The organism is Myroides phaeus (assembly GCF_009799805.1).
GTDB classification, from domain to species: Bacteria; Bacteroidota; Bacteroidia; order Flavobacteriales; family Flavobacteriaceae; genus Flavobacterium; species Flavobacterium phaeum_A.
Genome location: NZ_CP047050.1, coordinates 1,039,453 through 1,062,344, shown reverse-complemented (window position 1 = coordinate 1,062,344; position 22,892 = coordinate 1,039,453). Strand labels below are relative to the sequence as shown.

3 protein-coding genes, 7 tRNA genes and 11 rRNA genes are annotated in these 22,892 nt (G+C 43.9%); 2 read left to right on the top strand and 19 right to left on the bottom strand.

Features of this window, described 5'->3' with window-relative positions; genetic code table 11:
• Positions 1 to 117 precede the first annotated feature (117 nt).
• Positions 118 to 726, bottom strand: coding sequence for a 50S ribosomal protein L25/general stress protein Ctc (locus GQS07_RS04845; protein WP_158209842.1), 609 nt, complete (start codon positions 724 to 726; stop codon positions 118 to 120).
• A gap of 28 nt (positions 727 to 754) precedes the next feature.
• A complete protein-coding gene (locus GQS07_RS04840) occupies positions 755 to 1,696 on the bottom strand; it encodes a ribose-phosphate pyrophosphokinase (RefSeq protein WP_158209841.1) in 942 nt (313 codons plus the stop codon).
• A gap of 160 nt (positions 1,697 to 1,856) precedes the next feature.
• Here GQS07_RS04840 and GQS07_RS04835 point away from each other — a divergent pair.
• Positions 1,857 to 1,936 (top strand) — tRNA-Leu (locus GQS07_RS04835).
• Between the two features lie 128 nt (positions 1,937 to 2,064).
• Positions 2,065 to 2,550, top strand: a complete 486-nt coding sequence (locus GQS07_RS04830; RefSeq protein WP_158209840.1) for a regulatory protein RecX — start codon at positions 2,065 to 2,067, stop codon at positions 2,548 to 2,550.
• Positions 2,551 to 3,647: 1,097 nt separating this feature from the next.
• Here GQS07_RS04830 and rrf (GQS07_RS04825) read toward each other — a convergent pair.
• From rrf (GQS07_RS04825) to GQS07_RS04745, 17 genes are all read right to left on the bottom strand, one after another.
• Positions 3,648 to 3,757: ribosomal RNA gene (gene rrf, locus GQS07_RS04825) — 5S ribosomal RNA — on the bottom strand.
• A 143-nt stretch (positions 3,758 to 3,900) separates the two neighbouring features.
• Positions 3,901 to 6,789, bottom strand: a 23S ribosomal RNA gene (locus tag GQS07_RS04820).
• Between the two features lie 115 nt (positions 6,790 to 6,904).
• A tRNA-Ala gene (locus tag GQS07_RS04815) sits at positions 6,905 to 6,978 on the bottom strand.
• Positions 6,979 to 7,066: 88 nt separating this feature from the next.
• A tRNA-Ile gene (locus tag GQS07_RS04810) sits at positions 7,067 to 7,140 on the bottom strand.
• 70 nt (positions 7,141 to 7,210) lie between these two features.
• Positions 7,211 to 8,728, bottom strand: a 16S ribosomal RNA gene (locus GQS07_RS04805).
• A 260-nt stretch (positions 8,729 to 8,988) separates the two neighbouring features.
• A 5S ribosomal RNA gene (gene rrf, locus GQS07_RS04800) occupies positions 8,989 to 9,098 on the bottom strand.
• A 143-nt stretch (positions 9,099 to 9,241) separates the two neighbouring features.
• Positions 9,242 to 12,130: ribosomal RNA gene (locus GQS07_RS04795) — 23S ribosomal RNA — on the bottom strand.
• Positions 12,131 to 12,245: 115 nt separating this feature from the next.
• Positions 12,246 to 12,319 (bottom strand) — tRNA-Ala (locus GQS07_RS04790).
• Between the two features lie 88 nt (positions 12,320 to 12,407).
• Positions 12,408 to 12,481, bottom strand: a tRNA-Ile gene (locus GQS07_RS04785).
• A gap of 70 nt (positions 12,482 to 12,551) precedes the next feature.
• Positions 12,552 to 14,069, bottom strand: a 16S ribosomal RNA gene (locus GQS07_RS04780).
• A 260-nt stretch (positions 14,070 to 14,329) separates the two neighbouring features.
• Positions 14,330 to 14,439, bottom strand: a 5S ribosomal RNA gene (gene rrf, locus GQS07_RS04775).
• A 143-nt stretch (positions 14,440 to 14,582) separates the two neighbouring features.
• Positions 14,583 to 17,471 (bottom strand): 23S ribosomal RNA (locus GQS07_RS04770).
• Positions 17,472 to 17,586: 115 nt separating this feature from the next.
• Positions 17,587 to 17,660, bottom strand: a tRNA-Ala gene (locus tag GQS07_RS04765).
• A gap of 88 nt (positions 17,661 to 17,748) precedes the next feature.
• Positions 17,749 to 17,822: transfer RNA gene (locus GQS07_RS04760), tRNA-Ile, on the bottom strand.
• 70 nt (positions 17,823 to 17,892) lie between these two features.
• Positions 17,893 to 19,410, bottom strand: a 16S ribosomal RNA gene (locus GQS07_RS04755).
• Positions 19,411 to 19,670: 260 nt separating this feature from the next.
• A 5S ribosomal RNA gene (gene rrf, locus GQS07_RS04750) occupies positions 19,671 to 19,780 on the bottom strand.
• Positions 19,781 to 19,923: 143 nt separating this feature from the next.
• A 23S ribosomal RNA gene (locus GQS07_RS04745) occupies positions 19,924 to 22,812 on the bottom strand.
• The 16S, 23S and 5S rRNA genes sit together here with 6 tRNA genes alongside, the layout of an rRNA operon.
• Positions 22,813 to 22,892: the final 80 nt, after the last annotated feature.

Genomic DNA, 22,892 nt, shown 5'->3' with positions numbered 1-22,892 from the left:
ATGCTAATAACAAATTTTATATTCTATTACAAAAGTAAACTAATACCAAACTATGAACAAACAAAAAAGCGCTTGTGAAAATCACAAGCGCTTTTAAAAACATATCTCTTGGAAAAATTATTTTTTCTTTGGAGTAGCTTTTGCTGCTTTCGCTGCTTCTTGAGCTGCTTTCATAGCTGCACGAGAAATTCTTACTTGACAAACAACAGTGTTGTCTGTGTGTAATAATTTGTAGTTATCAACTGCAACATCAGTAACGTATAATTTGTTACCCATGTCTAAGTTAGAGATGTTTACTTCTACGAAATCAGGTAAGTTAGCTGGTAAAGCTTTAACTTTTAATTTACGTAAGTTTAAGTTTAATACACCTCCGGCCATAACACCTTTAGATTTACCAGTAACTTTTACAGGAACTTCTAAAGTAATTTCTTTATCGTCATGTAATTGGTAGAAATCGATGTGCATGATGCTGTCAGAAACTGGGTGAAATTGGATATCTTGTAAGATAGCGTTGAATTTCTTTCCGTTTTCTAACTCAATTACTACAGTGTGTACGTTTGGAGTGTAAACCAAGTTTTTGAATGCTTTTTCCTCTGCAGCAAAGTGTACTGCTGGTTCTGTTCCTCCGTATAACACGCAAGGTACCATTCCAGCATTACGTAAGGCTTTAGTTGATACTTTACCTACGCTTTCTCTTTCTGATCCTTTAATCGTAATTGATTTCATTTAAATATATTTAAAAATTAATAAATTCCTATACTACAAATGTTTTGCTAATAGATTCATTTGAATGAACATTATGCATAACTTCTCCGAATAATGGAGCACAGCTTAATACTTTAATCTTGTCACAAGGTTTTTTCAATGGAATTGAATCTGTAACGATTAACTCTTGAATAGCTGATTCTTCTATTTTCTCATAAGCACTTCCTGAAAGGATAGCATGTGTACAAATAGCACGTACGCTTAATGCTCCTCTTTCCATCATCATATCAGCAGCTTTTGCAAGAGTACCACCAGTATCAATCATATCATCAACTAAGATAACATTTCTACCTGTTACATCTCCAATAAGCTCCATTTTATCAATAATGTTAGCTTGCTTTCTTTGTTTATAACAAATTACTACATCAGAAGATAAAAACTTCGAATAAGCATAAGCTCTTTTAGAACCTCCCATATCAGGTGATGCAATTGTAAGATTATCTAAGTTTAAGCTTTTTACATATGGTAAAAAGATTGTTGATGCATATAAATGATCTACTGGTCTTTCAAAGAAACCTTGAATTTGATCAGCATGTAAATCCATTGTCATAATACGTGTCGCACCAGCTGACTCTAGTAATTTTGCAACTAATTTCGCTCCAATTGGAACACGTGGTTTATCCTTTCTATCTTGTCTAGCCCATCCAAAATAAGGTATTACTGCAGTAATGTGTCTTGCTGAAGCACGTTTGGCTGCATCACACATTAACAATAATTCCATTAAATTATCTGATGAAGGGAATGTAGAACATACTAAGAAAACTCTTCTCCCTCTAATTGACTCTTCAAAAGAAGGTTGAAACTCTCCATCACTATAATGAGATAAAGTTACTTTTCCCAATTCTACTCCGTATGCTTTTGCAATCTTCTCTGCGAGTTCAACACTCTGAGCACATGCAAAAATTTTTGCGTCTGGTTCGAAATATGACATTACTTTTAATTAGTTGTTATGTTGTTAGTTAGAGCTTAACTATGATTATTAAGCGATGCAAATTTATAAAATATATATTGACAAAACGATTTTTTTTCTTTTTTTTCTTTGTAGCTAACTTTTTTTTTCTACATTTGCACTCACAAACAATAAGTCATCAGCCCGGATGGCGGAATTGGTAGACGCGCACGACTCAAACTCGTGTTCTTCGGAGTGTGGGTTCGATTCCCACTCCGGGCACAAGCAAAAACGCAACACCCTTATAAAACAGAGTGTTGCGTTTTTTTATTACCAAATTTGTATAGTTTTTGTATACTTCAGCTAATATAAAGTACCTTTAAATTTCTTTACTTACAAAACCATTTTACATGGATTCATCTAAACCTACATATATTTCTTTCGAAGATGCAAAAAGAAAACTTGAAGCTTTTTGTGCCTACCAAGATCGTTGCCATTTAGAAGTTATTAATAAGCTATACAATCTAAAAGTAAGTTCAAATATACATGATGATATACTGGTACATTTAATAGAAACAAACTTCTTAAACGAAGAGCGCTTTGCGTGTAGTTTTGCACGAGGAAAACACAGAATAAGTAGTTGGGGAAAGTCTAGGATAATTATGGAGCTTAAAATGCGTAAAATAACACCTTTCCTAATAAAAAAAGCTCTTCAAGAAATCCCAGATGATTTATATTTTGAAACTTTAAATAGAATTAGTCATCAAAGATGGAATTCAATCAATGAACCTAATATTTTAAAGAAAAAACAAAAGCTACAAGCTTATCTATATCGCAAAGGGTATGAAATGGAATATATTTATGATTGTATCAAACAACTTGAAAATGATATGTGATTTCTTTTACATGATCCTAATATGATTCCCCTTATTAATTATATCACTTATAAAACAAATACATAAAAAGCTTGTTTCATTTTAAACTTTGCTCAACTCAAAAAGTATACTTTAATACACCGAGAATTTATAATCAAATTTTATCTAATCATTTAAACATTCTCCTATAGCAACAAGTCATCTTAAAATCGTATTACAAATTTTCAGTAATATAACTTATACATTTATAACTGACAAACTACATACAATCGCTATATCTCCTATAAGTCAATAGTAATTTCCCTCCCAAAGTAGCAGGATATCGAAACTTCTTCTATACCCCCAGATACAGGCAAAAATTGACTACATTTCATTCTAATTCACTTTTTGAATGATCATTAATGATATATAAATAGTATCGCAAAGTATTTATAAAAGTAAATTGTGCACTCCAGAATGATAATCATTGACTTCAATATTGTATTAATGATTATAATAATGAGTTATTTACTACATATTAATACAAGAAAGAAGGGATACAAACAAAGTACTTTACATCAAACTCCTTCTAATCATTAATTGTTTTCAATACAGATAAAACTTAAAAATTTCTACTTGATAACATCTTCCCCAATATTTAATACCAGAATATAAATACTTGCTATGAACTTACATTAGCGATCTAGTATACCTATATTCAATTACTCAAACACAAATACTTTCAACTTCTCATTTATATGATCTATTGAATATAAATATCTTTTGAACAACTCTCGCTATTACTTGTACATCTAAATTATTTCACACACCAAGATAAACTTTTCAACTATTGTTATAGCACTATCTATTAAACTTAGTATATCCTCCAATTATATGCATTCTTAAATACTATTGATTACTCTATACTACTTATTCTATTATTCAAAGTATAAGCTAAATTTTTTCTACTATTTATACTAAACTTCATTGTATTAATCCCATTGTAGGATCTATAAATACTTTAGGAAAAAACTACTAAATAATACATCAATAAAAAAGGAGCTATCTTAATCAAGATAGCTCCTTCAATTTAGAGCAAAAAAAAATCCCCAACCTCATAGAGATTGGGGATTTCAAAAGAAAGGCGGTGTCATACTCTCCCACTGGTTAGCAGTACCATCTGCGCTAGCGGGCTTAACTTCTCTGTTCGAAATGGGAAGAGGTGAGCCCCGCTGCAATAACCACCTTAAATCGGTTGTTACCCTACGGATAACTAATATTTTTATATTAAGTTACTTAACTTTATACTATACAGTACTTTTTGATTTGAATCTATTATCCAATTTATTGCTTAGAAAGTTGCCCTCTCCCTGAATTTAATCAGGGAGAGATACACATAAGCTTACGGGTTATTAGTACTACTCGACTTTGACATTACTGTCTTTACATCTATAGCCTATCAACGTGGTCATCTTCCACGACCCTTTAAAGAAATCTCATCTTGTGGTGGGTTTCGCACTTATATGCTTTCAGCGCTTATCCCTTCCCAACGTAGCTACTCTGCGATGCCCCTGGCGAGACAACAGATGCACTAGAGGTTGGTCCAAATCGGTCCTCTCGTACTAGAATCAGATCCACTCAAATTTCTAACGCCCACAGTAGATAGAGACCGAACTGTCTCACGACGTTCTGAACCCAGCTCGCGTGCCACTTTAATGGGCGAACAGCCCAACCCTTGGGACCTTCTCCAGCCCCAGGATGTGACGAGCCGACATCGAGGTGCCAAACCCCCCCGTCGATATGAGCTCTTGGGGGAGATCAGCCTGTTATCCCCGGCGTACCTTTTATCCTTTGAGCGATGGCCCTTCCATGCGGAACCACCGGATCACTATGCTCTACTTTCGTACCTGATCGACTTGTTTGTCTCTCAGTCAAGCTCCCTTATACCATTGCACTCTACGCACGGTTACCAAGCGTGCTGAGGGAACCTTTAGAAGCCTCCGTTACTCTTTTGGAGGCGACCACCCCAGTCAAACTACCCACCAAGCAATGTCCTTCCTTACGGAAGTTAGATCTCAAATAAGCAAAGGGTGGTATTTCAACAATGACTCCACAACGCCTAGCGACGCCACTTCAAAGTCTCCCACCTATCCTACACATCACTTATCCAAGAACAATACTAAGCTATAGTAAAGGTGCACAGGGTCTTTTCGTCCCACTGCGGGTAATCGGCATCTTCACCGATACTACAATTTCACCGAGCTCATGGCTGAGACAGTGTCCAGATCGTTACACCATTCGTGCAGGTCGGAACTTACCCGACAAGGAATTTCGCTACCTTAGGACCGTTATAGTTACGGCCGCCGTTTACTGGGGCTTCAATTCAATGCTTCTCAACAATTACTCACCGATAACATCTCCTCTTAACCTTCCAGCACCGGGCAGGTGTCAGGCCCTATACTTCATCTTACGATTTTGCAGAGCCCTGTGTTTTTGATAAACAGTCGCCTGGACCTTTTCACTGCGGCCAGCTTGCGCTGGCGACCTTTCTCCCGAAGTTACAGGTCTATTTTGCCTAGTTCCTTAGCCATGAATCTCTCGAGCGCCTTAGGATACTCTCCTCGACTACCTGTGTCGGTTTACGGTACGGGTACTTATAACCTAAGTTTAGAAGCTTTTCTTGACAGCCCTTAGGCACACTATCTCTTCGTCCGTAGACTCCGAGTACTATCGCATTTCTCCAAGTCCGACGCATTTTACTATCAGACCTATAGGTACGTGCTTCAACGAACTATTCCGTCAGTTCGCGGTGCTTTCATCACTGTGTCACTCCATCACTGTTATAAGTAGTACGGGAATATTAACCCGTTGGCCATCGACGTCCCCCTTCGGGTGTGCCTTAGGTCCCGACTAACCCTCAGCTGATTAGCATAGCTGAGGAAACCTTAGTCTTACGGCGTGCGGGTTTCTCGCCCGCATTATCGTTACTTATGCCTACATTTTCTTTTCTAAAAGGTCCAGCAATTCTCACAAATCACCTTCAACCCCGTTAGAATGCTCCCCTACCACTCACGCATTAAGCGTAAATCCATAGCTTCGGTAGTATACTTATGCCCGATTATTATCCATGCTCGATCGCTCGACTAGTGAGCTGTTACGCACTCTTTAAATGAATGGCTGCTTCCAAGCCAACATCCTAGCTGTCTGGGCAATCAAACCGCGTTTTTTCAACTTAGCATACATTTGGGGACCTTAGCTGATGGTCTGGGTTCTTTCCCTCTCGGACATGGACCTTAGCACCCATGCCCTCACTGATAATTATCATTACTTAGCATTCGGAGTTTGTCAGGAATTGGTAGGCGGTGAAGCCCCCGCATCCAATCAGTAGCTCTACCTCTAAGTAACTATCGATTATCGCTGCACCTAAATGCATTTCGGGGAGTACGAGCTATTTCCGAGTTTGATTGGCCTTTCACCCCTACCCACAGGTCATCCGAAAACTTTTCAGCGTTAAACGGTTCGGTCCTCCATTTAGTGTTACCTAAACTTCAACCTGCCCATGGGTAGATCACACGGTTTCGCGTCTACCACTACTGACTAAAGCGCCCTATTAAGACTCGCTTTCGCTACGGATCCAGACCTGAAGTCCTTATCCTTGCCAGCAACGGTAACTCGTAGGCTCATTATGCAAAAGGCACGCCGTCACCCAACGAATGGGCTCCGACCGCTTGTAGGCGTATGGTTTCAGGATCTATTTCACTCCGTTATTCACGGTTCTTTTCACCTTTCCCTCACGGTACTGGTTCACTATCGGTCTCTCAGGAGTATTTAGCCTTGGCGGATGGTCCCGCCGGATTCAATCAAGGTTTCACGTGCCCCGACCTACTCAGGATACCACTATTCTTATCTTCTCTTACTTGTACGGGACTATCACCCTCTTTGGTTTACCTTTCCAGGTAATTCTAATTAAATCCGCAAGAAATATCGTGGTCCTACAACCCCAATATTGCCGTAACAACATTGGTTTGGGCTATTCCGCGTTCGCTCGCCACTACTTGCGGAATCACTTTTGTTTTCTTCTCCTCTGCCTACTTAGATGTTTCAGTTCAGCAGGTTCGCCTCCTATTAGGATAATATGTCTTCAACATACTGGGTTGCCCCATTCGGATATCTACGGATCAAGTCGTGTGTGCCGATCCCCGTAGCTTTTCGCAGCTTATCACGTCCTTCTTCGCCTCTGAGAGCCTAGGCATTCCCCATACGCCCTTATTTTGCTTATGTGCTTACAATTCTTTCGAATCGTACTTTCTATAAATTTTATTATTTTTGATTCTTTTCTAACTGTATTAGTTAAGTATCTCAATATGTCAATGATCGTTTTGAACTTGCGTTCTTGTGGAGAATATCGGAGTCGAACCGATGACCTCCTGCGTGCAAGGCAGGCGCTCTAGCCAGCTGAGCTAATCCCCCATAGATATAGATATTTGTGTTATCTGCTTCCATTGGGTTGTGGATAACGCAACCTCTATAATTTCCTTTTAAACCCTTAATGTATTAGTAGTCCCGGGCAGACTCGAACTGCCGACCCCTACATTATCAGTGTAGTACTCTAACCAGCTGAGCTACGAGACTCTGTATACTTAAGTGTTGTATTTTGAACTAACAGCGAGAGTAAAGTATTAATTACTAATTTTTTCTCTAGAAAGGAGGTGTTCCAGCCGCACCTTCCGGTACGGCTACCTTGTTACGACTTAGCCCTAGTTACCAGTTTTACCCTAGGCAGCTCCTTGCGGTCACCGACTTCAGGTACCCCCAGCTTCCATGGCTTGACGGGCGGTGTGTACAAGGCCCGGGAACGTATTCACCGGATCATGGCTGATATCCGATTACTAGCGATTCCAGCTTCATGGAGTCGAGTTGCAGACTCCAATCCGAACTGTGATCAGCTTTTGAGATTCGCATCCTGTCGCCAGGTAGCTGCTTTCTGTACTGACCATTGTAGCACGTGTGTAGCCCAGGACGTAAGGGCCGTGATGATTTGACGTCATCCCCACCTTCCTCACGGTTTGCACCGGCAGTCTTGCTAGAGTTCCCGACATTACTCGCTGGTAACTAACAATAGGGGTTGCGCTCGTTATAGGACTTAACCTGACACCTCACGGCACGAGCTGACGACAACCATGCAGCACCTTGTAAATTGTCCGAAGAAAAGTCTGTTTCCAAACCTGTCAATCTACATTTAAGCCCTGGTAAGGTTCCTCGCGTATCATCGAATTAAACCACATGCTCCACCGCTTGTGCGGGCCCCCGTCAATTCCTTTGAGTTTCATTCTTGCGAACGTACTCCCCAGGTGGGATACTTATCACTTTCGCTTAGCCACTCAGTCCGAAAACCGAACAGCTAGTATCCATCGTTTACGGCGTGGACTACCAGGGTATCTAATCCTGTTCGCTCCCCACGCTTTCGTTCATCAGCGTCAATAAGTACGTAGTAACCTGCCTTCGCAATTGGTATTCCATGTAATATCTAAGCATTTCACCGCTACACTACATATTCTAGTTACTTCCATACTATTCAAGTCAAACAGTATCAATGGCCGGGTCTTAGTTAAGCTAAGAAATTTCACCACTGACTTATCCAACCGCCTACGAACCCTTTAAACCCAATAATTCCGGATAACGCTCGGATCCTCCGTATTACCGCGGCTGCTGGCACGGAGTTAGCCGATCCTTATTCTTACAGTACCGTCAAATCACTACACGTAGCGAGGTTTCTTCCTGTACAAAAGCAGTTTACAATCCATAGGACCGTCATCCTGCACGCGGCATGGCTGGTTCAGAGTTGCCTCCATTGACCAATATTCCTCACTGCTGCCTCCCGTAGGAGTCTGGTCCGTGTCTCAGTACCAGTGTGGGGGATCTCCCTCTCAGGACCCCTAATCATCGTTGCCTTGGTATGCCGTTACCACACCAACTAGCTAATGATACGCATGCCCATCTTCTACCGATAAATCTTTATTAATCAAATGATGCCATCCAATTAAACCATGGAGCATTAATCCGAATTTCTTCGGGCTATTCCCCTGTAGAAGGTAGGTTGCATACGCGTTACTCACCCGTGCGCCGGTCTCTATTAAGCAAGCTCAATATACCCCTCGACTTGCATGTGTTAGGCCTGCCGCTAGCGTTCATCCTGAGCCAGGATCAAACTCTTCATCGTATATTTTTAATTTCGTTAATTAGCAAGTTAATTCAAATGTAAACATTTGCCTTACTCTCTTAATTTTTGCTGTCAATCCAATATGTCTATGAACGTGTCTTCTTATTTATAATCCCACTTGTGTTTCAAAGCGAGTGCAAAAGTATAACCTTTATTTTTATAAAGCAAATTAAATTTACTCTTTTTTTATAAAGTTATAATTTTTACGATATGTAAGTAGATAAAAAAATCCTTGCTGGAAATCAGCAAGGATTTCAAAAGAAAGGCGGTGTCATACTCTCCCACTGGTTAGCAGTACCATCTGCGCTAGCGGGCTTAACTTCTCTGTTCGAAATGGGAAGAGGTGAGCCCCGCTGCAATAACCACCTTAAATCGGTTGTTACCCTACGGATAACTAATATTTTTATATTAAGTTACTTAACTTTATACTATACAGTACTTTTTGATTTGAATCTATTATCCAATTTATTGCTTAGAAAGTTGCCCTCTCCCTGAATTTAATCAGGGAGAGATACACATAAGCTTACGGGTTATTAGTACTACTCGACTTTGACATTACTGTCTTTACATCTATAGCCTATCAACGTGGTCATCTTCCACGACCCTTTAAAGAAATCTCATCTTGTGGTGGGTTTCGCACTTATATGCTTTCAGCGCTTATCCCTTCCCAACGTAGCTACTCTGCGATGCCCCTGGCGAGACAACAGATGCACTAGAGGTTGGTCCAAATCGGTCCTCTCGTACTAGAATCAGATCCACTCAAATTTCTAACGCCCACAGTAGATAGAGACCGAACTGTCTCACGACGTTCTGAACCCAGCTCGCGTGCCACTTTAATGGGCGAACAGCCCAACCCTTGGGACCTTCTCCAGCCCCAGGATGTGACGAGCCGACATCGAGGTGCCAAACCCCCCCGTCGATATGAGCTCTTGGGGGAGATCAGCCTGTTATCCCCGGCGTACCTTTTATCCTTTGAGCGATGGCCCTTCCATGCGGAACCACCGGATCACTATGCTCTACTTTCGTACCTGATCGACTTGTTTGTCTCTCAGTCAAGCTCCCTTATACCATTGCACTCTACGCACGGTTACCAAGCGTGCTGAGGGAACCTTTAGAAGCCTCCGTTACTCTTTTGGAGGCGACCACCCCAGTCAAACTACCCACCAAGCAATGTCCTTCCTTACGGAAGTTAGATCTCAAATAAGCAAAGGGTGGTATTTCAACAATGACTCCACAACGCCTAGCGACGCCACTTCAAAGTCTCCCACCTATCCTACACATCACTTATCCAAGAACAATACTAAGCTATAGTAAAGGTGCACAGGGTCTTTTCGTCCCACTGCGGGTAATCGGCATCTTCACCGATACTACAATTTCACCGAGCTCATGGCTGAGACAGTGTCCAGATCGTTACACCATTCGTGCAGGTCGGAACTTACCCGACAAGGAATTTCGCTACCTTAGGACCGTTATAGTTACGGCCGCCGTTTACTGGGGCTTCAATTCAATGCTTCTCAACAATTACTCACCGATAACATCTCCTCTTAACCTTCCAGCACCGGGCAGGTGTCAGGCCCTATACTTCATCTTACGATTTTGCAGAGCCCTGTGTTTTTGATAAACAGTCGCCTGGACCTTTTCACTGCGGCCAGCTTGCGCTGGCGACCTTTCTCCCGAAGTTACAGGTCTATTTTGCCTAGTTCCTTAGCCATGAATCTCTCGAGCGCCTTAGGATACTCTCCTCGACTACCTGTGTCGGTTTACGGTACGGGTACTTATAACCTAAGTTTAGAAGCTTTTCTTGACAGCCCTTAGGCACACTATCTCTTCGTCCGTAGACTCCGAGTACTATCGCATTTCTCCAAGTCCGACGCATTTTACTATCAGACCTATAGGTACGTGCTTCAACGAACTATTCCGTCAGTTCGCGGTGCTTTCATCACTGTGTCACTCCATCACTGTTATAAGTAGTACGGGAATATTAACCCGTTGGCCATCGACGTCCCCCTTCGGGTGTGCCTTAGGTCCCGACTAACCCTCAGCTGATTAGCATAGCTGAGGAAACCTTAGTCTTACGGCGTGCGGGTTTCTCGCCCGCATTATCGTTACTTATGCCTACATTTTCTTTTCTAAAAGGTCCAGCAATTCTCACAAATCACCTTCAACCCCGTTAGAATGCTCCCCTACCACTCACGCATTAAGCGTAAATCCATAGCTTCGGTAGTATACTTATGCCCGATTATTATCCATGCTCGATCGCTCGACTAGTGAGCTGTTACGCACTCTTTAAATGAATGGCTGCTTCCAAGCCAACATCCTAGCTGTCTGGGCAATCAAACCGCGTTTTTTCAACTTAGCATACATTTGGGGACCTTAGCTGATGGTCTGGGTTCTTTCCCTCTCGGACATGGACCTTAGCACCCATGCCCTCACTGATAATTATCATTACTTAGCATTCGGAGTTTGTCAGGAATTGGTAGGCGGTGAAGCCCCCGCATCCAATCAGTAGCTCTACCTCTAAGTAACTATCGATTATCGCTGCACCTAAATGCATTTCGGGGAGTACGAGCTATTTCCGAGTTTGATTGGCCTTTCACCCCTACCCACAGGTCATCCGAAAACTTTTCAGCGTTAAACGGTTCGGTCCTCCATTTAGTGTTACCTAAACTTCAACCTGCCCATGGGTAGATCACACGGTTTCGCGTCTACCACTACTGACTAAAGCGCCCTATTAAGACTCGCTTTCGCTACGGATCCAGACCTGAAGTCCTTATCCTTGCCAGCAACGGTAACTCGTAGGCTCATTATGCAAAAGGCACGCCGTCACCCAACGAATGGGCTCCGACCGCTTGTAGGCGTATGGTTTCAGGATCTATTTCACTCCGTTATTCACGGTTCTTTTCACCTTTCCCTCACGGTACTGGTTCACTATCGGTCTCTCAGGAGTATTTAGCCTTGGCGGATGGTCCCGCCGGATTCAATCAAGGTTTCACGTGCCCCGACCTACTCAGGATACCACTATTCTTATCTTCTCTTACTTGTACGGGACTATCACCCTCTTTGGTTTACCTTTCCAGGTAATTCTAATTAAATCCGCAAGAAATATCGTGGTCCTACAACCCCAATATTGCCGTAACAACATTGGTTTGGGCTATTCCGCGTTCGCTCGCCACTACTTGCGGAATCACTTTTGTTTTCTTCTCCTCTGCCTACTTAGATGTTTCAGTTCAGCAGGTTCGCCTCCTATTAGGATAATATGTCTTCAACATACTGGGTTGCCCCATTCGGATATCTACGGATCAAGTCGTGTGTGCCGATCCCCGTAGCTTTTCGCAGCTTATCACGTCCTTCTTCGCCTCTGAGAGCCTAGGCATTCCCCATACGCCCTTATTTTGCTTATGTGCTTACAATTCTTTCGAATCGTACTTTCTATAAATTTTATTATTTTTGATTCTTTTCTAACTGTATTAGTTAAGTATCTCAATATGTCAATGATCGTTTTGAACTTGCGTTCTTGTGGAGAATATCGGAGTCGAACCGATGACCTCCTGCGTGCAAGGCAGGCGCTCTAGCCAGCTGAGCTAATCCCCCATAGATATAGATATTTGTGTTATCTGCTTCCATTGGGTTGTGGATAACGCAACCTCTATAATTTCCTTTTAAACCCTTAATGTATTAGTAGTCCCGGGCAGACTCGAACTGCCGACCCCTACATTATCAGTGTAGTACTCTAACCAGCTGAGCTACGAGACTCTGTATACTTAAGTGTTGTATTTTGAACTAACAGCGAGAGTAAAGTATTAATTACTAATTTTTTCTCTAGAAAGGAGGTGTTCCAGCCGCACCTTCCGGTACGGCTACCTTGTTACGACTTAGCCCTAGTTACCAGTTTTACCCTAGGCAGCTCCTTGCGGTCACCGACTTCAGGTACCCCCAGCTTCCATGGCTTGACGGGCGGTGTGTACAAGGCCCGGGAACGTATTCACCGGATCATGGCTGATATCCGATTACTAGCGATTCCAGCTTCATGGAGTCGAGTTGCAGACTCCAATCCGAACTGTGATCAGCTTTTGAGATTCGCATCCTGTCGCCAGGTAGCTGCTTTCTGTACTGACCATTGTAGCACGTGTGTAGCCCAGGACGTAAGGGCCGTGATGATTTGACGTCATCCCCACCTTCCTCACGGTTTGCACCGGCAGTCTTGCTAGAGTTCCCGACATTACTCGCTGGTAACTAACAATAGGGGTTGCGCTCGTTATAGGACTTAACCTGACACCTCACGGCACGAGCTGACGACAACCATGCAGCACCTTGTAAATTGTCCGAAGAAAAGTCTGTTTCCAAACCTGTCAATCTACATTTAAGCCCTGGTAAGGTTCCTCGCGTATCATCGAATTAAACCACATGCTCCACCGCTTGTGCGGGCCCCCGTCAATTCCTTTGAGTTTCATTCTTGCGAACGTACTCCCCAGGTGGGATACTTATCACTTTCGCTTAGCCACTCAGTCCGAAAACCGAACAGCTAGTATCCATCGTTTACGGCGTGGACTACCAGGGTATCTAATCCTGTTCGCTCCCCACGCTTTCGTTCATCAGCGTCAATAAGTACGTAGTAACCTGCCTTCGCAATTGGTATTCCATGTAATATCTAAGCATTTCACCGCTACACTACATATTCTAGTTACTTCCATACTATTCAAGTCAAACAGTATCAATGGCCGGGTCTTAGTTAAGCTAAGAAATTTCACCACTGACTTATCCAACCGCCTACGAACCCTTTAAACCCAATAATTCCGGATAACGCTCGGATCCTCCGTATTACCGCGGCTGCTGGCACGGAGTTAGCCGATCCTTATTCTTACAGTACCGTCAAATCACTACACGTAGCGAGGTTTCTTCCTGTACAAAAGCAGTTTACAATCCATAGGACCGTCATCCTGCACGCGGCATGGCTGGTTCAGAGTTGCCTCCATTGACCAATATTCCTCACTGCTGCCTCCCGTAGGAGTCTGGTCCGTGTCTCAGTACCAGTGTGGGGGATCTCCCTCTCAGGACCCCTAATCATCGTTGCCTTGGTATGCCGTTACCACACCAACTAGCTAATGATACGCATGCCCATCTTCTACCGATAAATCTTTATTAATCAAATGATGCCATCCAATTAAACCATGGAGCATTAATCCGAATTTCTTCGGGCTATTCCCCTGTAGAAGGTAGGTTGCATACGCGTTACTCACCCGTGCGCCGGTCTCTATTAAGCAAGCTCAATATACCCCTCGACTTGCATGTGTTAGGCCTGCCGCTAGCGTTCATCCTGAGCCAGGATCAAACTCTTCATCGTATATTTTTAATTTCGTTAATTAGCAAGTTAATTCAAATGTAAACATTTGCCTTACTCTCTTAATTTTTGCTGTCAATCCAATATGTCTATGAACGTGTCTTCTTATTTATAATCCCACTTGTGTTTCAAAGCGAGTGCAAAAGTATAACCTTTATTTTTATAAAGCAAATTAAATTTACTCTTTTTTTATAAAGTTATAATTTTTACGATATGTAAGTAGATAAAAAAATCCTTGCTGGAAATCAGCAAGGATTTCAAAAGAAAGGCGGTGTCATACTCTCCCACTGGTTAGCAGTACCATCTGCGCTAGCGGGCTTAACTTCTCTGTTCGAAATGGGAAGAGGTGAGCCCCGCTGCAATAACCACCTTAAATCGGTTGTTACCCTACGGATAACTAATATTTTTATATTAAGTTACTTAACTTTATACTATACAGTACTTTTTGATTTGAATCTATTATCCAATTTATTGCTTAGAAAGTTGCCCTCTCCCTGAATTTAATCAGGGAGAGATACACATAAGCTTACGGGTTATTAGTACTACTCGACTTTGACATTACTGTCTTTACATCTATAGCCTATCAACGTGGTCATCTTCCACGACCCTTTAAAGAAATCTCATCTTGTGGTGGGTTTCGCACTTATATGCTTTCAGCGCTTATCCCTTCCCAACGTAGCTACTCTGCGATGCCCCTGGCGAGACAACAGATGCACTAGAGGTTGGTCCAAATCGGTCCTCTCGTACTAGAATCAGATCCACTCAAATTTCTAACGCCCACAGTAGATAGAGACCGAACTGTCTCACGACGTTCTGAACCCAGCTCGCGTGCCACTTTAATGGGCGAACAGCCCAACCCTTGGGACCTTCTCCAGCCCCAGGATGTGACGAGCCGACATCGAGGTGCCAAACCCCCCCGTCGATATGAGCTCTTGGGGGAGATCAGCCTGTTATCCCCGGCGTACCTTTTATCCTTTGAGCGATGGCCCTTCCATGCGGAACCACCGGATCACTATGCTCTACTTTCGTACCTGATCGACTTGTTTGTCTCTCAGTCAAGCTCCCTTATACCATTGCACTCTACGCACGGTTACCAAGCGTGCTGAGGGAACCTTTAGAAGCCTCCGTTACTCTTTTGGAGGCGACCACCCCAGTCAAACTACCCACCAAGCAATGTCCTTCCTTACGGAAGTTAGATCTCAAATAAGCAAAGGGTGGTATTTCAACAATGACTCCACAACGCCTAGCGACGCCACTTCAAAGTCTCCCACCTATCCTACACATCACTTATCCAAGAACAATACTAAGCTATAGTAAAGGTGCACAGGGTCTTTTCGTCCCACTGCGGGTAATCGGCATCTTCACCGATACTACAATTTCACCGAGCTCATGGCTGAGACAGTGTCCAGATCGTTACACCATTCGTGCAGGTCGGAACTTACCCGACAAGGAATTTCGCTACCTTAGGACCGTTATAGTTACGGCCGCCGTTTACTGGGGCTTCAATTCAATGCTTCTCAACAATTACTCACCGATAACATCTCCTCTTAACCTTCCAGCACCGGGCAGGTGTCAGGCCCTATACTTCATCTTACGATTTTGCAGAGCCCTGTGTTTTTGATAAACAGTCGCCTGGACCTTTTCACTGCGGCCAGCTTGCGCTGGCGACCTTTCTCCCGAAGTTACAGGTCTATTTTGCCTAGTTCCTTAGCCATGAATCTCTCGAGCGCCTTAGGATACTCTCCTCGACTACCTGTGTCGGTTTACGGTACGGGTACTTATAACCTAAGTTTAGAAGCTTTTCTTGACAGCCCTTAGGCACACTATCTCTTCGTCCGTAGACTCCGAGTACTATCGCATTTCTCCAAGTCCGACGCATTTTACTATCAGACCTATAGGTACGTGCTTCAACGAACTATTCCGTCAGTTCGCGGTGCTTTCATCACTGTGTCACTCCATCACTGTTATAAGTAGTACGGGAATATTAACCCGTTGGCCATCGACGTCCCCCTTCGGGTGTGCCTTAGGTCCCGACTAACCCTCAGCTGATTAGCATAGCTGAGGAAACCTTAGTCTTACGGCGTGCGGGTTTCTCGCCCGCATTATCGTTACTTATGCCTACATTTTCTTTTCTAAAAGGTCCAGCAATTCTCACAAATCACCTTCAACCCCGTTAGAATGCTCCCCTACCACTCACGCATTAAGCGTAAATCCATAGCTTCGGTAGTATACTTATGCCCGATTATTATCCATGCTCGATCGCTCGACTAGTGAGCTGTTACGCACTCTTTAAATGAATGGCTGCTTCCAAGCCAACATCCTAGCTGTCTGGGCAATCAAACCGCGTTTTTTCAACTTAGCATACATTTGGGGACCTTAGCTGATGGTCTGGGTTCTTTCCCTCTCGGACATGGACCTTAGCACCCATGCCCTCACTGATAATTATCATTACTTAGCATTCGGAGTTTGTCAGGAATTGGTAGGCGGTGAAGCCCCCGCATCCAATCAGTAGCTCTACCTCTAAGTAACTATCGATTATCGCTGCACCTAAATGCATTTCGGGGAGTACGAGCTATTTCCGAGTTTGATTGGCCTTTCACCCCTACCCACAGGTCATCCGAAAACTTTTCAGCGTTAAACGGTTCGGTCCTCCATTTAGTGTTACCTAAACTTCAACCTGCCCATGGGTAGATCACACGGTTTCGCGTCTACCACTACTGACTAAAGCGCCCTATTAAGACTCGCTTTCGCTACGGATCCAGACCTGAAGTCCTTATCCTTGCCAGCAACGGTAACTCGTAGGCTCATTATGCAAAAGGCACGCCGTCACCCAACGAATGGGCTCCGACCGCTTGTAGGCGTATGGTTTCAGGATCTATTTCACTCCGTTATTCACGGTTCTTTTCACCTTTCCCTCACGGTACTGGTTCACTATCGGTCTCTCAGGAGTATTTAGCCTTGGCGGATGGTCCCGCCGGATTCAATCAAGGTTTCACGTGCCCCGACCTACTCAGGATACCACTATTCTTATCTTCTCTTACTTGTACGGGACTATCACCCTCTTTGGTTTACCTTTCCAGGTAATTCTAATTAAATCCGCAAGAAATATCGTGGTCCTACAACCCCAATATTGCCGTAACAACATTGGTTTGGGCTATTCCGCGTTCGCTCGCCACTACTTGCGGAATCACTTTTGTTTTCTTCTCCTCTGCCTACTTAGATGTTTCAGTTCAGCAGGTTCGCCTCCTATTAGGATAATATGTCTTCAACATACTGGGTTGCCCCATTCGGATATCTACGGATCAAGTCGTGTGTGCCGATCCCCGTAGCTTTTCGCAGCTTATCACGTCCTTCTTCGCCTCTGAGAGCCTAGGCATTCCCCATACGCCCTTATTTTGCTTATGTGCTTACAATTCTTTCGAATCGTACTTTCTATAAATTTTATTATTTTTGATTCTTTTCTAACTGTATTAGTTAAGTATCTCAATATGTCAATGATCGTTTTGAACTTGCGTTCTTGTGGAGAATATCGGAGTCGAACCGATGACCTCCTGCGTGCAAGGCAGGCGCTCTAGCCAGCTGAGCTAATCCCCCATAGATATAGATATTTGTGTTATCTGCTTCCATTGGGTTGTGGATAACGCAACCTCTATAATTTCCTTTTAAACCCTTAATGTATTAGTAGTCCCGGGCAGACTCGAACTGCCGACCCCTACATTATCAGTGTAGTACTCTAACCAGCTGAGCTACGAGACTCTGTATACTTAAGTGTTGTATTTTGAACTAACAGCGAGAGTAAAGTATTAATTACTAATTTTTTCTCTAGAAAGGAGGTGTTCCAGCCGCACCTTCCGGTACGGCTACCTTGTTACGACTTAGCCCTAGTTACCAGTTTTACCCTAGGCAGCTCCTTGCGGTCACCGACTTCAGGTACCCCCAGCTTCCATGGCTTGACGGGCGGTGTGTACAAGGCCCGGGAACGTATTCACCGGATCATGGCTGATATCCGATTACTAGCGATTCCAGCTTCATGGAGTCGAGTTGCAGACTCCAATCCGAACTGTGATCAGCTTTTGAGATTCGCATCCTGTCGCCAGGTAGCTGCTTTCTGTACTGACCATTGTAGCACGTGTGTAGCCCAGGACGTAAGGGCCGTGATGATTTGACGTCATCCCCACCTTCCTCACGGTTTGCACCGGCAGTCTTGCTAGAGTTCCCGACATTACTCGCTGGTAACTAACAATAGGGGTTGCGCTCGTTATAGGACTTAACCTGACACCTCACGGCACGAGCTGACGACAACCATGCAGCACCTTGTAAATTGTCCGAAGAAAAGTCTGTTTCCAAACCTGTCAATCTACATTTAAGCCCTGGTAAGGTTCCTCGCGTATCATCGAATTAAACCACATGCTCCACCGCTTGTGCGGGCCCCCGTCAATTCCTTTGAGTTTCATTCTTGCGAACGTACTCCCCAGGTGGGATACTTATCACTTTCGCTTAGCCACTCAGTCCGAAAACCGAACAGCTAGTATCCATCGTTTACGGCGTGGACTACCAGGGTATCTAATCCTGTTCGCTCCCCACGCTTTCGTTCATCAGCGTCAATAAGTACGTAGTAACCTGCCTTCGCAATTGGTATTCCATGTAATATCTAAGCATTTCACCGCTACACTACATATTCTAGTTACTTCCATACTATTCAAGTCAAACAGTATCAATGGCCGGGTCTTAGTTAAGCTAAGAAATTTCACCACTGACTTATCCAACCGCCTACGAACCCTTTAAACCCAATAATTCCGGATAACGCTCGGATCCTCCGTATTACCGCGGCTGCTGGCACGGAGTTAGCCGATCCTTATTCTTACAGTACCGTCAAATCACTACACGTAGCGAGGTTTCTTCCTGTACAAAAGCAGTTTACAATCCATAGGACCGTCATCCTGCACGCGGCATGGCTGGTTCAGAGTTGCCTCCATTGACCAATATTCCTCACTGCTGCCTCCCGTAGGAGTCTGGTCCGTGTCTCAGTACCAGTGTGGGGGATCTCCCTCTCAGGACCCCTAATCATCGTTGCCTTGGTATGCCGTTACCACACCAACTAGCTAATGATACGCATGCCCATCTTCTACCGATAAATCTTTATTAATCAAATGATGCCATCCAATTAAACCATGGAGCATTAATCCGAATTTCTTCGGGCTATTCCCCTGTAGAAGGTAGGTTGCATACGCGTTACTCACCCGTGCGCCGGTCTCTATTAAGCAAGCTCAATATACCCCTCGACTTGCATGTGTTAGGCCTGCCGCTAGCGTTCATCCTGAGCCAGGATCAAACTCTTCATCGTATATTTTTAATTTCGTTAATTAGCAAGTTAATTCAAATGTAAACATTTGCCTTACTCTCTTAATTTTTGCTGTCAATCCAATATGTCTATGAACGTGTCTTCTTATTTATAATCCCACTTGTGTTTCAAAGCGAGTGCAAAAGTATAACCTTTATTTTTATAAAGCAAATTAAATTTACTCTTTTTTTATAAAGTTATAATTTTTACGATATGTAAGTAGATAAAAAAATCCTTGCTGGAAATCAGCAAGGATTTCAAAAGAAAGGCGGTGTCATACTCTCCCACTGGTTAGCAGTACCATCTGCGCTAGCGGGCTTAACTTCTCTGTTCGAAATGGGAAGAGGTGAGCCCCGCTGCAATAACCACCTTAAATCGGTTGTTACCCTACGGATAACTAATATTTTTATATTAAGTTACTTAACTTTATACTATACAGTACTTTTTGATTTGAATCTATTATCCAATTTATTGCTTAGAAAGTTGCCCTCTCCCTGAATTTAATCAGGGAGAGATACACATAAGCTTACGGGTTATTAGTACTACTCGACTTTGACATTACTGTCTTTACATCTATAGCCTATCAACGTGGTCATCTTCCACGACCCTTTAAAGAAATCTCATCTTGTGGTGGGTTTCGCACTTATATGCTTTCAGCGCTTATCCCTTCCCAACGTAGCTACTCTGCGATGCCCCTGGCGAGACAACAGATGCACTAGAGGTTGGTCCAAATCGGTCCTCTCGTACTAGAATCAGATCCACTCAAATTTCTAACGCCCACAGTAGATAGAGACCGAACTGTCTCACGACGTTCTGAACCCAGCTCGCGTGCCACTTTAATGGGCGAACAGCCCAACCCTTGGGACCTTCTCCAGCCCCAGGATGTGACGAGCCGACATCGAGGTGCCAAACCCCCCCGTCGATATGAGCTCTTGGGGGAGATCAGCCTGTTATCCCCGGCGTACCTTTTATCCTTTGAGCGATGGCCCTTCCATGCGGAACCACCGGATCACTATGCTCTACTTTCGTACCTGATCGACTTGTTTGTCTCTCAGTCAAGCTCCCTTATACCATTGCACTCTACGCACGGTTACCAAGCGTGCTGAGGGAACCTTTAGAAGCCTCCGTTACTCTTTTGGAGGCGACCACCCCAGTCAAACTACCCACCAAGCAATGTCCTTCCTTACGGAAGTTAGATCTCAAATAAGCAAAGGGTGGTATTTCAACAATGACTCCACAACGCCTAGCGACGCCACTTCAAAGTCTCCCACCTATCCTACACATCACTTATCCAAGAACAATACTAAGCTATAGTAAAGGTGCACAGGGTCTTTTCGTCCCACTGCGGGTAATCGGCATCTTCACCGATACTACAATTTCACCGAGCTCATGGCTGAGACAGTGTCCAGATCGTTACACCATTCGTGCAGGTCGGAACTTACCCGACAAGGAATTTCGCTACCTTAGGACCGTTATAGTTACGGCCGCCGTTTACTGGGGCTTCAATTCAATGCTTCTCAACAATTACTCACCGATAACATCTCCTCTTAACCTTCCAGCACCGGGCAGGTGTCAGGCCCTATACTTCATCTTACGATTTTGCAGAGCCCTGTGTTTTTGATAAACAGTCGCCTGGACCTTTTCACTGCGGCCAGCTTGCGCTGGCGACCTTTCTCCCGAAGTTACAGGTCTATTTTGCCTAGTTCCTTAGCCATGAATCTCTCGAGCGCCTTAGGATACTCTCCTCGACTACCTGTGTCGGTTTACGGTACGGGTACTTATAACCTAAGTTTAGAAGCTTTTCTTGACAGCCCTTAGGCACACTATCTCTTCGTCCGTAGACTCCGAGTACTATCGCATTTCTCCAAGTCCGACGCATTTTACTATCAGACCTATAGGTACGTGCTTCAACGAACTATTCCGTCAGTTCGCGGTGCTTTCATCACTGTGTCACTCCATCACTGTTATAAGTAGTACGGGAATATTAACCCGTTGGCCATCGACGTCCCCCTTCGGGTGTGCCTTAGGTCCCGACTAACCCTCAGCTGATTAGCATAGCTGAGGAAACCTTAGTCTTACGGCGTGCGGGTTTCTCGCCCGCATTATCGTTACTTATGCCTACATTTTCTTTTCTAAAAGGTCCAGCAATTCTCACAAATCACCTTCAACCCCGTTAGAATGCTCCCCTACCACTCACGCATTAAGCGTAAATCCATAGCTTCGGTAGTATACTTATGCCCGATTATTATCCATGCTCGATCGCTCGACTAGTGAGCTGTTACGCACTCTTTAAATGAATGGCTGCTTCCAAGCCAACATCCTAGCTGTCTGGGCAATCAAACCGCGTTTTTTCAACTTAGCATACATTTGGGGACCTTAGCTGATGGTCTGGGTTCTTTCCCTCTCGGACATGGACCTTAGCACCCATGCCCTCACTGATAATTATCATTACTTAGCATTCGGAGTTTGTCAGGAATTGGTAGGCGGTGAAGCCCCCGCATCCAATCAGTAGCTCTACCTCTAAGTAACTATCGATTATCGCTGCACCTAAATGCATTTCGGGGAGTACGAGCTATTTCCGAGTTTGATTGGCCTTTCACCCCTACCCACAGGTCATCCGAAAACTTTTCAGCGTTAAACGGTTCGGTCCTCCATTTAGTGTTACCTAAACTTCAACCTGCCCATGGGTAGATCACACGGTTTCGCGTCTACCACTACTGACTAAAGCGCCCTATTAAGACTCGCTTTCGCTACGGATCCAGACCTGAAGTCCTTATCCTTGCCAGCAACGGTAACTCGTAGGCTCATTATGCAAAAGGCACGCCGTCACCCAACGAATGGGCTCCGACCGCTTGTAGGCGTATGGTTTCAGGATCTATTTCACTCCGTTATTCACGGTTCTTTTCACCTTTCCCTCACGGTACTGGTTCACTATCGGTCTCTCAGGAGTATTTAGCCTTGGCGGATGGTCCCGCCGGATTCAATCAAGGTTTCACGTGCCCCGACCTACTCAGGATACCACTATTCTTATCTTCTCTTACTTGTACGGGACTATCACCCTCTTTGGTTTACCTTTCCAGGTAATTCTAATTAAATCCGCAAGAAATATCGTGGTCCTACAACCCCAATATTGCCGTAACAACATTGGTTTGGGCTATTCCGCGTTCGCTCGCCACTACTTGCGGAATCACTTTTGTTTTCTTCTCCTCTGCCTACTTAGATGTTTCAGTTCAGCAGGTTCGCCTCCTATTAGGATAATATGTCTTCAACATACTGGGTTGCCCCATTCGGATATCTACGGATCAAGTCGTGTGTGCCGATCCCCGTAGCTTTTCGCAGCTTATCACGTCCTTCTTCGCCTCTGAGAGCCTAGGCATTCCCCATACGCCCTTATTTTGCTTATGTGCTTACAATTCTTTCGAATCGTACTTTCTATAAATTTTATTATTTTTGATTCTTTTCTAACTGTATTAGTTAAGTATCTC

Excerpts from the sequence above, each read along its gene's own strand:
- GQS07_RS04845 (WP_158209842.1), bottom strand. The coding sequence starts at position 726 with ATGAAATCAATTACGATTAAAGGATCAGAAAGAGAAAGCGTAGGTAAA.
- GQS07_RS04840 (WP_158209841.1), bottom strand. The coding sequence starts at position 1,696 with ATGTCATATTTCGAACCAGACGCAAAAATTTTTGCATGTGCTCAGAGT.
- GQS07_RS04830 (WP_158209840.1), top strand. The coding sequence starts at position 2,065 with ATGGATTCATCTAAACCTACATATATTTCTTTCGAAGATGCAAAAAGA.